The 14,328-nt window shown below is 69.4% G+C and carries 13 protein-coding genes; 9 read left to right on the forward strand and 4 right to left on the reverse strand.

The annotated features are described in order from the left end of the window. Window positions 1-42 precede the first annotated feature (42 nt). From ACLQ2Q_RS09640 to ACLQ2Q_RS09675, 8 genes are all read left to right on the forward strand, one after another. Window positions 43-1,059 carry a TIGR03842 family LLM class F420-dependent oxidoreductase gene (locus ACLQ2Q_RS09640; RefSeq protein ID WP_425820225.1) on the forward strand — a complete coding sequence of 339 codons (1,017 nt, stop codon included), beginning with the start codon at window positions 43-45 and terminating at the stop codon, window positions 1,057-1,059. Next, a complete protein-coding gene (locus ACLQ2Q_RS09645) occupies window positions 1,056-1,988 on the forward strand; it encodes an ABC transporter permease (protein ID WP_425820226.1) in 933 nt (310 codons plus the stop codon). Before ACLQ2Q_RS09640 ends, ACLQ2Q_RS09645 begins: the two co-directional genes overlap by 4 nt. After that, window positions 1,985-2,869 carry an ABC transporter ATP-binding protein gene (locus ACLQ2Q_RS09650; protein WP_425820227.1) on the forward strand — a complete coding sequence of 295 codons (885 nt, stop codon included), beginning with the start codon at window positions 1,985-1,987 and terminating at the stop codon, window positions 2,867-2,869. Before ACLQ2Q_RS09645 ends, ACLQ2Q_RS09650 begins: the two co-directional genes overlap by 4 nt. Further along, entirely contained in the window at window positions 2,869-3,681 is an 813-nt protein-coding gene (locus ACLQ2Q_RS09655) for an ABC transporter permease (RefSeq protein ID WP_425820228.1), read from the forward strand. Before ACLQ2Q_RS09650 ends, ACLQ2Q_RS09655 begins: the two co-directional genes overlap by 1 nt. Window positions 3,682-3,766: 85 nt before the next feature. Then, on the forward strand, window positions 3,767-4,930 hold the full coding sequence (locus ACLQ2Q_RS09660; RefSeq protein ID WP_425820229.1) for an ABC transporter substrate-binding protein: 1,164 nt from the start codon (window positions 3,767-3,769) through the stop codon (window positions 4,928-4,930). A gap of 62 nt (window positions 4,931-4,992) precedes the next feature. Beyond that, window positions 4,993-6,333, forward strand: a complete 1,341-nt coding sequence (locus ACLQ2Q_RS09665; RefSeq protein WP_425820230.1) for an aspartate aminotransferase family protein — start codon at window positions 4,993-4,995, stop codon at window positions 6,331-6,333. 27 nt (window positions 6,334-6,360) lie between these two features. Further along, window positions 6,361-7,896, forward strand: a complete 1,536-nt coding sequence (locus tag ACLQ2Q_RS09670) for a CoA-acylating methylmalonate-semialdehyde dehydrogenase (RefSeq protein ID WP_425820231.1) — start codon at window positions 6,361-6,363, stop codon at window positions 7,894-7,896. 116 nt (window positions 7,897-8,012) lie between these two features. Continuing rightward, window positions 8,013-8,966: a quinone oxidoreductase family protein gene (locus tag ACLQ2Q_RS09675; protein ID WP_425820232.1), complete on the forward strand. Its 954-nt coding sequence runs from the start codon at window positions 8,013-8,015 to the stop codon at window positions 8,964-8,966. A gap of 10 nt (window positions 8,967-8,976) precedes the next feature. Here the strand turns inward: ACLQ2Q_RS09675 and ACLQ2Q_RS09680 are convergent, their stop codons facing one another. After that, window positions 8,977-9,201, reverse strand: a complete 225-nt coding sequence (locus ACLQ2Q_RS09680; RefSeq protein WP_425820233.1) for a hypothetical protein — start codon at window positions 9,199-9,201, stop codon at window positions 8,977-8,979. Between the two features lie 95 nt (window positions 9,202-9,296). Here ACLQ2Q_RS09680 and ACLQ2Q_RS09685 point away from each other — a divergent pair, with 95 nt between their 5' ends. Then, a complete protein-coding gene (locus ACLQ2Q_RS09685) occupies window positions 9,297-10,277 on the forward strand; it encodes a dienelactone hydrolase family protein (RefSeq protein WP_425820234.1) in 981 nt (326 codons plus the stop codon). On the opposite strand, the gene ACLQ2Q_RS09690 is transcribed toward ACLQ2Q_RS09685, so the two are convergent. The 3 genes from ACLQ2Q_RS09690 to ACLQ2Q_RS09700 all read right to left on the reverse strand — a co-directional run bounded on the left by ACLQ2Q_RS09690 (window position 10,247) and on the right by ACLQ2Q_RS09700 (window position 14,321). After that, window positions 10,247-11,557 (reverse strand): alpha/beta fold hydrolase, encoded by a 1,311-nt coding sequence (locus ACLQ2Q_RS09690; protein ID WP_425820235.1) that lies wholly within the window; start codon window positions 11,555-11,557, stop codon window positions 10,247-10,249. The genes ACLQ2Q_RS09685 and ACLQ2Q_RS09690 overlap by 31 nt on opposite strands. Before the next feature lie 46 nt (window positions 11,558-11,603). Continuing rightward, entirely contained in the window at window positions 11,604-13,247 is a 1,644-nt protein-coding gene (locus ACLQ2Q_RS09695) for a S8 family serine peptidase (RefSeq protein ID WP_425820236.1), read from the reverse strand. Between the two features lie 69 nt (window positions 13,248-13,316). Further along, window positions 13,317-14,321 carry a hypothetical protein gene (locus ACLQ2Q_RS09700; protein WP_425820237.1) on the reverse strand — a complete coding sequence of 335 codons (1,005 nt, stop codon included), beginning with the start codon at window positions 14,319-14,321 and terminating at the stop codon, window positions 13,317-13,319. Window positions 14,322-14,328: the final 7 nt, after the last annotated feature.

Below are 14,328 nucleotides of genomic sequence, written 5' to 3' on the forward strand. Positions count from 1 at the left end.
TTTCGTCTCGCTTCGCTCGCTCAACGACCGGGGGGTCTAGCCATGCAGTTCGGAGCAGTTCTCCAGACGAATCCGCCGGCGTCGCGCACCATCGCTCTCGCCAAGCTCGCCGAGCAGCACGGCTTCTCGCACGTCTGGACGTTCGACTCGCACCTGCTCTGGCAGGAGCCGTACGTCATCTACAGCCAGATCCTGGCCGAGACGCGTCGGGTCACCGTGGGTCCGTTCGTGACGAATCCGGCCACGCGCGACTGGACGGTCACGGCATCCGTCTTCGCCACCCTCAACGAGATGTACGGCAACCGCACCATCTGCGGCATCGGCCGGGGCGATTCCGCCGTGCGCGTGACCAACGGCAAGCCGACGACCCTCAAGGAGCTCCGCGAGTCGATTCACGTCATCCGCGAACTCGCCAACTCGCGCGAGGTCGAGTACAACGGGGCGACCCTGCGGTTCCCGTGGTCGGTCGGCAGTCGGCTGGATGTCTGGGTCGCGGCGTACGGACCTCTCGCGCTCAAGCTGGCGGGCGAGGTGGGCGACGGCTTCATCCTGCAGCTGGCCGACGTCGACATCGCCAAGTGGATGATCCAGCACGTGCGGGATGCCGCGGAGGCCGCCGGCCGCGACCCGATGAGCGTGAAGATCTGCGTCGCTGCGCCGTTCTACATCGGCGACGACTGGCAGCACATGCGCGACCAGTGCCGCTGGTTCGGCGGCATGGTCGGCAATCACGTCGCCGACATCGTCGCGAAGTACGGGGCGTCCGGGGCGGTGCCCCAGGCGCTCACCGACTACATCGAGGGCCGGCACGGCTACGACTACAACGAGCATGGTCGCGCCGGCAACACGCACACCGACTTCGTCCCGGACGAGATCATCGACCGGTTCTGCGTGCTCGGCACGTCGGCGCAGCACATCGAGAAGCTCCAGGAGCTCAAAGCGCTCGGGGTGGACCAGTTCGCCGGCTACCTCCAGCACGACAACAAGGAGGAGACGCTGCGCGTCTACGGCGAGACCGTGATCCCGGCGCTCTCCGACCACCTCACGGCCAAGGCATGACGACATCCACCCTGCTCGAGGAGGCGGCGCCCGCGCCGTCCATCCGCCGCCGACGCGGCGGGCGTGAGGCGGCGCGCTGGCTCTGGGGGATCGCGGGCATCGTGCTGGTGGCCGTGCTCTGGGAGCTCTACAAGGCGCTCGGTCCCGCGGAGGGCGTGCTGGTCGGCGACATGCGGGTGCTTCCCCGCACGACGGATCTCGCGATGCCGCACGTCTGGGACATGGGCGCCCGGCTGCTCGAGCCGGTGACCCGCTCGCCCTCGGCGAACCCGCTGTGGCTCGAGGTGGCGCTGGCCGCCGTCGTGACGCTCGGCATCGCCGCTGTCGGGTGGCTCATCGGGGTGGTGGTGGGCATCGGGTTCGCCCTGATCATGCAGCGCTGGCGGCTCGCCGAGTGGGGCCTGCTGCCGTGGATCGTGCTCAGCCAGACGGTGCCGCTCATCGCCTTCGCGCCGATCGTCCGCAGCTGGGGCTCTCGCATCGAGATCGGTGCCCTCGAGTGGCAGGACTGGATGAGCGTCGCGCTGATCGCCAGCTACCTCGCCTTCTTCCCCATCGCGATCGGCGCGCTCCGCGGCCTGCAATCCCCCGATCGCATTCACACGGAACTGATGCGCACCTATGCGGCCGGCTATTGGGCGACGCTCCTGAAGCTCCGGTTCCCGGCATCCGTGCCGTACCTGATCCCGGCTCTGCGCCTCGGCGCGGCGAACGCCGTCGTAGGAGCGGTCGTGGCTGAGGTCTCGACGGGACTTCAGGGCGGCATCGGGCGCATCCTCATCCAGTATGCGGGGCAGGCGTCCGGCGACCCGGCGAAGGCGTGGGGGCCGATCTTCGGCGCGATCCTGCTGGGCCTCGTCGCCGCCGGATCGGTCGCCCTCCTCGGTGTGCTGTTCAGGAATTACCGTCGAGTGGAGGTCGGCGCATGACCGTTCGACAGGCTCAGGGACCGGAGGATTCGGCTCAGGGACCGGAGGATCCGGGCGCGATCGCGGGACTCGCCGCGGTCGAGGCCACGGGCGTCGACAAGACGTTCCAGACGCGCTCGGGCGAGGTGCCGGCCCTGGTCGGCGTCGACCTCACGGTGGCGGCCGGCGAGTTCGTATCGCTCATCGGGCCGTCGGGATGCGGCAAGTCCACGCTGATGCGCCTCATCGCCGACCTCGACTCGCCGACCGCCGGGGCCATCCGGGTGTTCGGCAAGACCGCCGAGCGGGCGCGCAAGGACCAGGACTACGGCATCGCCTTCCAGCAGGCCGGGCTGCTCCCGTGGCGCACGGTGTCGGCCAACGTCGCCCTGCCGCTCGAATTGCACGGGACGGATGCCTCGGGCCGGCGCGCCCGGGTGTCAGAGCTGCTCGAGATGGTGGGCCTCACCGATTTCGCCGACCGGTATCCCGACCAGCTCTCGGGCGGGATGCAGCAGCGCGTCGCGATCGCGCGCGCTCTCGCCGAGCGGCCGAGCCTGCTGCTCATGGACGAGCCCTTCGGCGCTCTGGATGAGATGACCCGGGAGCGGATGCAGACCGAGCTCGTGCGGATCTGCGGAGAGACGGGTGCCGCCGTCGTGTTCGTCACCCATTCGATCCCCGAGGCGGTTTTCCTCTCCGACCGTGTCGTCGTGATGTCGCCGCGACCCGGCCGGATCCAGGAGATCGTGCCCATGCGACTGGAGCGCACCGGCGCGCGCACCGACGATCTGCGCGAGGACACGTCGTTCTTCGAGATGGTCACCGCCGTGCGCGAAGCCCTGCACCAGGGCACCGGGTCGCTCGACGCGGGCGCGGCCAGGGGAGTGGAAAACCGCTGATGGCGACGGCATCCACCACCGCCACGGGCAGGGTGCGCGTGCGCACCGGCGGGAGCGACGGCTGGCTTCGGATCGCCGCACCGGTCGTCGTCGGGGTGGTCGTGCTGGGCGGGTGGCAGTTCCTCGTCAGCGTCGTGGGGGTGAGCGAGTACCTGCTGCCGAGCCCCGCGTCGATCCTCGAGCAGTTCGTCGCCTTCGCCCCCGCCATCCTCTCGGCGACCCTCATCACCGGCACGAACGCGTTCATCGGGCTGGTCGTCGGCTCGGTCCTCGGCATCCTGCTGGCCGCCCTCGCCTCGCGCTGGAGCGCCCTTGACATGATGAGCGCGCCCGTCGTCGCGAGCCTCGCCGTCATCCCGATCGTCGCCCTCGCCCCGGTGCTCAACTCGATGTTCGGCGCCGACAGCCAGTTCGGCCGCCAGGCGATCGCCGCGCTGGCCTCGTTCGTTCCCGTCTTCCTGAACACCCTCCGAGGCTTCCGCCAGGTGATCCCCGTGCATCGCGACCTGATGGCCGCGTACGCGGCCGGGGGCACCCAGATCCTCCGTACGGTGACCCTGCCCACCGCGGTGCCGTTCATCTTCACCGGCATCCGCATCGCCTCGTCGCTCGCCGTCATCTCGGCGCTGGTGGCCGAGTACTTCGGCGGTCCTCGCGGCGGGCTGGGCGGCCTCATCTCGACGTCGGCGGCGACGAGCGCCTACGCCCTGGCATGGGCGTTCGTGTTCGCGGCGATCCTGCTGGGACTGCTGTTCTTCGTCGCCACGCTCCTGCTCGAGCGTCTCGTCGTGCGCCGCCCCTCCGGCACATGACCACTGCGACGGCGTCTTACCCACCCGTCCTCCCGCCACCGGGCGCCGAGGCCGAACTGCACCCGAGAGTAATGAAAGGACTGACATGACACACAGCACACGCCGCCTCGTCGCGGCAGGGGCGCTCGTCGTCACCGGAGCCCTCGTCCTGGCCGCCTGTTCCGGTGGCTCAGGCGGGTCGGGGGACGGCGACGCCTCGGGCGATGCCGGCTCCGGCGACCTCACCCCCGTCAAGCTGCAGCTGCAGTGGCTGCCGCAGGGCCAGTTCGCCGGGTACTTCGCGGCCCAGGAGCAGGGCTTCTTCGAGGACGAGGGCCTGGAGGTCGAGATCATCCCGTCCGGTGGCGACATCGTGCCGCAGGATGCGCTCAACAACGGCGACGTCGACTATGCCATCGCGTGGGTTCCGAAGGTGCTCGGGTCGATCGAGGCCGGCGCGAATGTCACTGAGATCGCGCAGATCTTCCAGCGCTCCGGCACGCTCCAGGTCTCGTGGGCGGATTCCGGCATCGACTCGGTCGCCGACTTCGAGGGTAAGAAGATCGGCTCGTGGGGCTTCGGCAACGAGTGGGAGATCTTCGCCGCGATGGCCGAGGAGGGCTTGGACTCCTCCACGGTCGAGATCATCACGCAGGACTTCAACATGAACGCGTTCCTGCAGGGCGACATCGACGCGGCCCAGGCCATGACGTACAACGAGTATGCGCAGTTGCTGGAGGCGGTCGATCCTGAGACTGGTGAGCAGTACACACCAGACGATTTCTCCGTCATCAGCTACGAGGAGACCGCGGGCGCGATGCTGCAGGACGCCATCTGGGCCGACACCGAGCGTCTGGAGAGCGACGAGGAGTATCAGGACACGACCGTGAAGTTCCTGAAGGCCGCCATGAAGGGCTGGGTGTACGCCGCGGAGAACCCCGAAGAGGCGTCGGAGATCACGCTCGCCGCCGGCTCCGCATGGGGTCCGAGCCACGAACTGTGGATGGTGAATGAGACCAACAAGCTCATCTGGCCCTCACCGGACGGCATCGGATACATCGACGAGGCCGCGTGGAACAAGACCGTCGAGGGCGCGCTGGCCGCCGTCAACGAGACGGGCGCGAGGCTCATCAGCGAGGAGCCGCCCTCGTCCGCGTGGACGAACGAGTGGATCGAGAAGGCCCACGACGAACTGGCGGACGAGGACATCGACCTCACCGGAGACGGCTTCACCCCGATCGACGTCACCCTTGAAGAGGGCGGTAACTAGCACCACCGTCGAGCGGGCCGCACAGCGCGGCCCGCTCGACCCCGAAGAAAGGCACCACCATCATGACCGCGGAACTGCAGACCGAGCCCGTGGAAACCGCGGACCTCGACGCCCGCACCTACGAACTCGACCGCGCGCACGTCTTCCATTCGTGGTCGGCGCAGGGGGCACTGAAGCCCCTCGTGCTCGCCGGAGGATCCGGCACCACCGTCTGGGACCATGCGGGCAACCGCTACCTCGACTTCTCGAGCCAGCTGGTCAACCTCAACATCGGCCACCAGCATCCGGCGGTCGTGCGCGCGATCCACGAGCAGGCCGACCTCCTTGCCACCGTCGCACCGTCGACCGCGAACCTGGCACGGGGGGAGGCCGCCCACCGCATCGTCTCGCGGGCGCCGGATGGGTTCTCGAAGGTCTTCTTCACCAACGGCGGCGCCGACGCCAACGAGAACGCGATCCGGATGGCGCGCCTGCACACCGGGCGCGACAAGGTGCTCTCCACGTACCGGTCGTACCACGGCAACACCGGCGCGGCCATCGTGTCGACGGGTGACTGGCGCCGCATCCCGAACGAGTTCGCCCGTGGCCACGTGCACTTCTTCGGCCCGTACCTCTACCGCAGCGAGTTCTGGGCGACATCGCCCGAGCAGGAGAGCGAACGCGCCCTGCGGCACCTCGAGCGGGTCATCCAGTCGGAAGGACCCGACGGCGTCGCTGCGATCCTGCTGGAGTCGGTGCCGGGCACCGCCGGCATCCTCATCCCACCACCGGGCTACCTCGCGGGAGTGCGCGCACTGGCCGACCGGTACGGCATCATGCTGATCCTCGATGAGGTGATGGCGGGCTTCGGACGCACAGGACGCTGGTTCGCGTTCGAGGGCTACGACGTGGTGCCCGACCTGATCACGTTCGCGAAGGGGGTCAATTCCGGCTACGTCCCGGTCGGCGGCGTGATCATCTCGGACGTGATCGCGGCGACGTTCGACGAGCGGGTCTTCCCGGGCGGACTGACCTACAGCGGACATCCGCTGGCGATGGCGTCCATCGTCGGGGCGCTGGACGCGATGGAGTCGGAGGGCATCGTCGAGAACGCCCGGCGGGTCGGCGCCGAAGCCATCGGGCCGGGATTGAACGCTCTCGCCGACAAGCATTCCGTTCTCGGAGAGGTACGAGGCGAAGGCGTATTCTGGGCCTTGGAGCTGGTGGCCGACCGCGACTCGCGTGAGCCCCTCGCGGCGGATGCCATGGCTGAGGTCAAGAAGAACCTGCTCGCACGCGGCCTTCTTCCCTTCGTGCAGGACAACCGCATACACGTCGTTCCGCCTTGCGTCGTCACCGACGATGAGGTGGCGCAGGCGCTGTCGATCTACGACGAGGTCCTGAGCCTCGTCCCGCAGAACTAGGCCTCCGGGTCCGTAGAAGGGAACATCATGACCGATACGACGACGATCGAGCGTGAAGCGAAGACGACCGAGCCCACGGTGCTCGATCACTGGGTCGGCGGCGCCGCGTGGGCGGGGACGTCCACGCGCACGGGCCCGGTGTACGACCCGGCGAAGGGCATCGTGCAGAAGGAGGTGCGGCTGGCATCGACCGATGACGTGTCGGCCGCCGTCGAGATCGCTTCGGCCGCCCTCGTCGAGTGGCGGGACGCCTCGATCGCCAAGCGCCAGACGGTGCTGTTCGCCTTCCGAGAGCTGCTGAACGCGCGCAAGCAGGAGCTCGCCGAGATCCTCACCTCCGAGCACGGCAAGGTGCTCTCGGACGCGCTCGGCGAGATCGCCCGCGGCATGGAGGTCGTCGAGTTCGCGTGCGGCCTCGGGCACCTCACCAAGGGCGCTTACTCCGAGAACGTCTCCACCGGCATCGACGTCTACACGCTGCGTCAGCCCCTCGGCGTCGTGGGAATCATCAGCCCGTTCAACTTCCCCGCGATGGTTCCGCTCTGGTTCTTCTCGATCGCGCTGGCGGCCGGTAACGCCGTCGTCCTGAAGCCGAGCGAGAAGGACCCGTCCGCGGCGAACTGGATGGCCGCGCTCCTCAAAGAAGCGGGGCTCCCCGACGGCGTGCTCAACGTCGTGCACGGCGACAAGGAGGCGGTCGACGCGCTGCTCGAGCACCCCGATGTACGCGCGATCTCATTCGTCGGCTCCACGCCGATCGCTCGTTACGTCTACGAGACGGCCACCGGCCACGGCAAGCGGGTGCAGGCGCTCGGGGGAGCGAAGAACCACATGCTGGTGCTTCCGGATGCCGACCTCGACCTCGCCGCCGATGCCGCTGTCAACGCCGGCTTCGGATCGGCGGGTGAGCGCTGCATGGCCATCTCCGTCGTGCTGGCCGTCGACACGATCGCCGACGAGTTCGTTCAGAAGGTGAGCCAGCGCATGGGGACGCTTCGCACCGGCGACGGCACTCGCGGGTGCGACATGGGGCCGCTCATCACCGAGGTGCACCGCGACAAGGTCGCGTCGTACATCGACGTGGCATCCTCGGACGGCGCAACCGTCGTGGTCGACGGGCGCGACGTCGAGGTCGACGGCGACCCGGACGGATTCTGGCTCGGGCCCACCCTGATCGACAACGTGCCGACGTCATCGACCGTGTACGGCGACGAGATCTTCGGTCCGGTGCTCTCGGTGGTGCGCGTCGACGGCTACGAAGAAGGGCTGGGCATCATCAACGGCAGCCAGTACGGAAACGGCACGGCGATCTTCACGAACGACGGCGGCGCCGCGCGACGCTTCCAGCGCGAGGTGCACGTCGGCATGATCGGCATCAACGTGCCCATCCCGGTGCCGGTCGCGTACCACTCCTTCGGCGGGTGGAAGGCGTCGCTGTTCGGCGACGCGAAAGCGTACGGGCCGCACGGGTTCGACTTCTTCACGCAGGAGAAGGCGGTCACCTCCCGGTGGCTCGACCCTTCGCACGGCGGACTCAACCTGGGTTTTCCCCAGCACGACTGAGGCGCCAGCGGGGCGATCGTCGCCCTCAGACAGTGAGTGCGACGATCGCCGCGATGGCCGAGGCGAAGGGCCAGCGCGAGCGCCACCCCGATGACCCTCGAGCCTATGCTGGGCCGATGCGCGCGATCGTGGTCACCGAATTCGGAGGGCCAGAGGTCCTCATCCCCACAGAGGTGCCCGATCCCGTGGCGGGCGAGGGGCAGCTGCTCGTGACCGCCGACCGGGCCGGGATCAACTACGCCGACACGCACCAGGTGGAGGACACGTACCTCTCGCGCACGAAGCTGCCTCTCATCCCGGGTGGTGAGGTGGTCGGCCGGACGGCGGACGGACGCCGCGTCGTCGCGCTGGTGGATGCGGGTGGCTACGCCGAGCGCGCGGTGGTCGACCGGCGGAGCGCCTTCGACGTGCCCGACGGGGTGGACGACGTGTCGGCCCTTGCCCTGGTCGTCCAGGGAGCAACGGCGTGGCTGCTCCTGCACCACACCGCCCGCCTGCAGCCGGGCGAGAGCGTGGTGGTGCATGCGGCCGCAGGTGGGGTCGGCAGCCTCGCCGTTCAGCTCGCGCGCACTGCGGGGGCGGGTCGGGTCATCGCGACCGCGAGCACCCCCGAGAAGCGGCAGCTGGCGCTGTCGCTCGGCGCCGACATCGCCATCGATGCGGATGTCGAGGACCTGACCGGCGCACTGCGTTCGGCCAACGGCGGCAAGCCGGTGGATGCCGTCCTCGACATGACCGGCGGTGCCACCACCGACCAGAGCCTGGGGGCCCTCGCGCCGTTCGGCCGGCTGGCTTTCTACGGCATGGCCAGCCGCGCGGCCCCGACGCCTGTGTCGCCGGCGAGCCTGCTCGCCCACTCGACGTCTATCTCGGGAATGTGGCTGCCGCACGCCTTCCGGGTCCCGGACCTCATGCCCCGGGTACTGGCCGAGCTCTTCGAGCTCGTGTCGTCCGGTTCGCTGCGCATCATCGCCGGCGGCGAATACCCGCTGGCGGACGCGCGGCGGGCGCACGAAGACCTGCGAGCACGACGCACGGTCGGCAAGCTCGTGCTCGATCCGTCGCGCTGACCGCACGCTCCTAGGAGCCCGCGGAGTCGCCCTCGGGCTCGGCCGGCGCGTTGACCGACTCAACCGCTTCGATGTCGACCGAGATCGAAGCGACCCCGGCGCCCGTGACGAGGCCGAGCAGGTCCACCGACTCATCGGTGGACAGTCGATCCGCGGGGGAGCGCTGCTCGAGTGGCTCCGAGGGGAGGCCTGCCCACTCCGTCGGCTCTTCAGGTCGCTGCGTGAACAATCCCATGACGACATCCTTCCCCCGTTGCGAGCCTGCCCATCGTACGTCGGGGATTCTCGATATGCCCGCCGCGGAGGCCGACCGTCTGCGACGATGGCCGCATGGACGAGCTTGAGAGCTGGGCCCCCCTCGATGTGACACACGGAGGAGAGACACGGCAGGTGTTCCGCAAGGGACGCGGCCCCGGGGTCATCGTGCTCCACGAGATCCCGGGGATCGAGCCCGACCTGGTCGCCTTCGCCGAGCAGATCGTCGCCCGGGGTTACACGGTGCTGCTGCCCCGGCTGTTCGAACTTGGCGGCGGGTTCTCCCCGGCCGGCATCGCCTCGACCGCGCGTCAGTTCTGCGTGCGCCGTGAGTTCTCGGTCTTCGCGCGGGGAAGAACCAGCCCGATCGCGGGTTGGCTTCGAGCGCTTGCGCGCGACCTGCATGCGGACACGGGCGGGAAGGGCATCGGCGTCATCGGCATGTGCTTCACGGGAGGCTTCGCTCTGGCCATGATGGCCGATGCCCCCGTGATCGCACCGGTGGTCGCCGAGCCGTCGCTGCCCGCCGCCGTCGGCCTGCCGCGCGGTGCTGCCCTGCGGGGGGCGGACCTTGGCCTCGATTCCCAAGATCTCGATGCCGTCAGGGCGAGCGGCTGCGACGTGCTCGGACTTCGCTACCGCACCGATGCGGCGACCGGCACGAGATTCGACACGCTCCGGCGGGAGCTCGGGGATCGCTTCCTCGCGGTCGAGTTCGAGGGGGCTGGGCACTCCGTGCTCACCCTCCACCGTCGCGAGTTCGCGGTGCACGAGGTGCTCGCCTTCCTCGACCGTGCGCTCCTGTCGTCGGTCGTCCGGGAGCAGCCGGAGCGGGACGGAACGCTGGAGAGCGTCCTGGAAGCGCGACTTCCGCCCGGCTTCACCGCGCGGATCACGCGCGACCCGTACCGCGTCGTCCTGTTCGTCGACCGCGGCCTGACCGAGTCCGGGCGCCGGCGGGTCGAGGGCATCGCGCGTGATGAGACCGGGCTGACGCCCGAGATCGTGCGGCTGACACCTCGGCGTCAGGACATCACGGCGGAGAGCACGGCGTAGCCCACTTCGCGGCCCGTGATCGCGCCGTGGTCGGCGATGAAGGCATCCGATTTCACGTTGTAGACGACTCCGCGGGAGAACGCGTACGTCCCCCCGACCGGCAGCAGCTCGCCCGCGACGGCGCCGGGCGTGCGCTGGGCGCCGTTGCTGCCCATGCCTCCGAAGGTGTCATTCGCGTCGCCGAGGTCGACGCCGACGTGCCCCGCCAGCCGAGCGGCTATCGCGTACGCCATCCCGACCGCCTTGTCGTTTCGGGTGTGCGATACGAGCACCGGCCCTCCGATCTTGGCCGGCATGTCTGCGAAGGCTCCGCTGCGGCCGGGCAGCACTCCTGGCTTGTCCCAGTCCTCGCGGTCGAAGTTGCGGGCAAGCCCGTAATGGCTGTACGCGGCCTGCAGCAGCGTGACCGATGAAATGGGCGCCTTCGTCGTCAGTGCCGCGGCGGTGACGGCGCGCCCTCCGAACGAGTGACCGACGAGGTGCAGCCTCGCGTCGGGAGCCTCCGTGTGCACCCGCTCGAGCAGCTTTGCAATGCCCTTCCGGCCGACCACGCCCGCGCGATCCTTCATCGTGTAGAACGTGGTGATGTTGACGAGGTTGCGTGCGGCGTCGAAGAACCCGCCGAGCGAGAAGCCCGCGCCGCCGCCGGTCGCGGCGATGCCCCCTGTTCCGCCGACGGATGCCGCGCCGCCGGAGACGGTTCCGGAGCCGCGCCGCCTCCGGCCTGGATTGCCCTTCACAACGGTGAAGACGTCGTCAGGGTCTCCCGTCGCGAACCGCGAAGGCGGGGCGTCGCCATCCTCGGTGGTGTCCTTGAACACGCGCGCCGGCACGCTCTTGCGGAGCTGCGCGAGGAATTCGGCACGCGCCGCTGGGTCGTTCTCGAGTTCGGGGATCAGCGCCAGCAGCCGCTTGCGGATGGTGCGACTCTCGATGCGCTGTTCGACGAGTTCGGCGAGGGCGTCCGCGGCGCCGAGCGCTCCCGCGCCGGCGCCGGCGCTCTCATCGGGCGCCCACTGGATCGATGGCCAGACAACGCCCACGATGACGAAGCGCCGCGCTCGGGCGCCGCGGACCGCACCCCGGACCGCGACGAGCGACTCGACGAGCTTCTCGTACAGGTCACGTGCCTGCGCGGGGGAGCTGTTCCAGCCGTGGCTGAGCACGATGACGTCGGTGGGGTTCTTCTCGCCCAGCAGCTGCGCGAGCGCCTCGAGCTGAGCCGGATCGGCGAAGGCGCCCTTCTTGTCGATCGACACCTCGGCATAGGGAAGCTTCATGTCCTCCTCCTTCACACGTTGGGCGTCATCTCGGCGTCGGCGCCGATCACACGCTCTGGATCGCGCGCATGGCATCGACCAGCCCGCGACCCTGGAAATGCTTGTCGCGGCCGAGGTCGGTCGCAGCATCCATCAAGATGCGCTTCACGTCGTCGGGTCGCCCGATGTACTCCCGATGTATGGAGAGAAAGCCGGCGGCGACGCCTGATACATGCGGCGCTGACATCGAGGTGCCCGAGTCCTCGACGTAGCTGGCCTCCGTGTCCATCCCACGGGCCCGTTCGAGAAGCTTGCCGGTGCCCGCGCTGACCACCCGTTCGCCCGGGGCGACCAGGTCCGGCTTCACTCGCCCGTCGCCGGTCGGGCCTTTCGACGAGAAGTACGACACGCCGGTCGCATGCGGCTTGATGGATGTCGAGCCGACCGTGATGGCACGCGCGGCGTTCCCCGGATCATTGATCGTCATGCCGAATGCCATCGGGATGTCATTGCCATTGGTGCCCGATGCGAAGCCGTAGCCGGTGTTGCCGGCCGAGACGACCACGATGACGCCCTGGCTGACCAGACGATCGACCTCGCGGCACACGGGGCTCAGTCCGGTGGCGAACCACTCAGGGTCGAAGGTGTAGCCGAGGGACAGGTTGACCCCGTGCACGTTCATCTCGCGGCCGCCGCGGTTCAGGTCCTGGATGTACTCGAGGGCGGTGATCAGCGACTCGGTGTCGCCGATGCGGTCGTCATCGAGCACCTTGCACGAGACGATCCTCGTCTTCGGCGCCATGCCCTGGATGCGCGTGAGGCGCACGTCCGAGACCCCGGTCTGGCCGTCCTCAGTCCGATACCACGTGGCAGCGATGATCGGATTCTTGGCGCTGCCGACTCGACCGCCCGCGATGATCCCGGCGACGTGGGTGCCGTGTCCGTTAGCGTCGGCGAGCGCGTCCCCGTCATCTCCTCCCGGGAGGAAATTGCGGTGCCAGTTCTCCAGACCCTTGAGGTTGCCGTGCTCGGCGAAGTGCTCGTGCTTCCTGTTCACGCCCGAGTCGAGCACCGCCCACACGATGCCCTCACCAGTCGCTTCGAACGAGCGGACGGCCGCGTCCGCCTTGGTCGTCAATGAGCTTCGGTGGATCGTCGCCTGCACCTCGAAGTTCGGCCAGATGCGGTGCACGTAGCGGCGAGGCGCCGACTTCGTCATCTGTCCTTTCGGCGACGTGGCGGCCGACGCCGCTCCGCTGTCGAGTTCGACGAGGGCGCGGATCTCCTCCGCCGTGAGCGCCGCGAAGATGTAGGAGCGCGTGCGCCTCTTGGGCGCGTCCTTCGCGACGTTCCCGATCATCGTCAGCACCAGCACCATGACCTCGTCGGTGCTGATCGCCAGTTCGGAGCGCACCTCGATCAGCACTCCGATCCGCCGCCCCGCAGGAGACTGCGCCATCCGCTGCGCCAGCGGACGCGTGATGACGGAGTCCGGGACGAGCGACACCGACTCCGGCATGCCGGGAAGGGAGAAGTCGCCCGCAGGAGGGGGCGGCGCTTCTTCGGCGTCGCCCGGAGGCGGGGAGGGCGGCACGTTCCGCCGGGGACGCTGCGGCGCCGGCTCGGCGGGCGGCGTCGTGTCCGAGGTCTCGGGCGGACGCCCCGGGAACTCGCGCGGGAACGGCGCCGCCTGCTCGTCCGAATCGGCCATGGCCCCCGCGTTTCTCTCCCCGCGGTGAGAGTACCGCCAGGCGGCGGCGCGTGCCACGGGGTCGGGTGGTCAGGAGCTGGGAGTGAACGCCGGCTGGTCGGAGTCTGTGGCTTCTGCCTGATCGGCGCTCGGTGCTTCGGCCTGGTCGCTCAGAGCGTGGGGCTCGTCGCCGGCGGCCTTGCGGCGCGTCTTTCCGGTGGCCCCTGCAACGGCGCCGCCCGCCGCCTTGCCGACGGTGCCGACCGCGCTCGTGATCGCTCCGCCGACGCGGCGGGCGGTGCGGGTGGCGGCACCTCCGATGCGTACGGAGCCCGCGCGCGGCTCGAGCTCGCCCGGCAGCTCCATGGGAGGCGTGCCGAATGCCCGATGCGATGTGATCAGCACGCGACGGCCGAGGATGTGGTTGCCGGCTCCGCCGATGGCTGCGCCGATGCCGAAGGGCAGGGCCTTGCCGATCCACGAGGCGCCTCCCCTGACGCCGAACTGGTGGATGAAAGACTTCTTGAGCCGATCGAGCAGCGGGCCCACGGCGGCGCGGGGGAGGGACTTCGTCACCACCTCGCCCCAGTACTTATCGCGGCCCTCGGACTTGCCGCGCGCCTGTCCGGCCAGCTGGCGGACGAGGTCGGTGCCCTCCTTGCCCAGCATGAGCGTGAGCACGAGGGCACGGGCGCGGTCGGGGTCCTCGATCGCGACCCCGTGCACCTCGGCGACCGATTGAGCGAAGAGGGCGGTCGACTCGAGGAAGCCGATCGTCTCCACGCCGGAGAGGGCGAGGGTGACCCCGGTGCCGATGCCGGGGACCACGGCCGTCGCGCCGACGGCGGCGCCGCCTGTCGTCACCGCGGCGAGGTAGCGGCGCTCGAGCATCCGCACGATATCGGACGGCGAGGCATCCGGATGACGACGGCGGATGCTGCGGATGTGCGCGAGCACGACGGGACGCTGGATGGCGAGCACCCGGTCGATCCCGCGGATCATGGGCGGATGCTCGACGGAGCCCACGGGAGGAAGCCCGCCCACCCACGCGGAATCGTCGGGGAGCGAGTGGATCTTGTGCACCTTCTCTGCCATCACGCCG

It is taken from the genome of Microbacterium sp. DT81.1 (assembly GCF_049844955.1).
Lineage (GTDB): Bacteria > Actinomycetota > Actinomycetes > Actinomycetales > Microbacteriaceae > Microbacterium.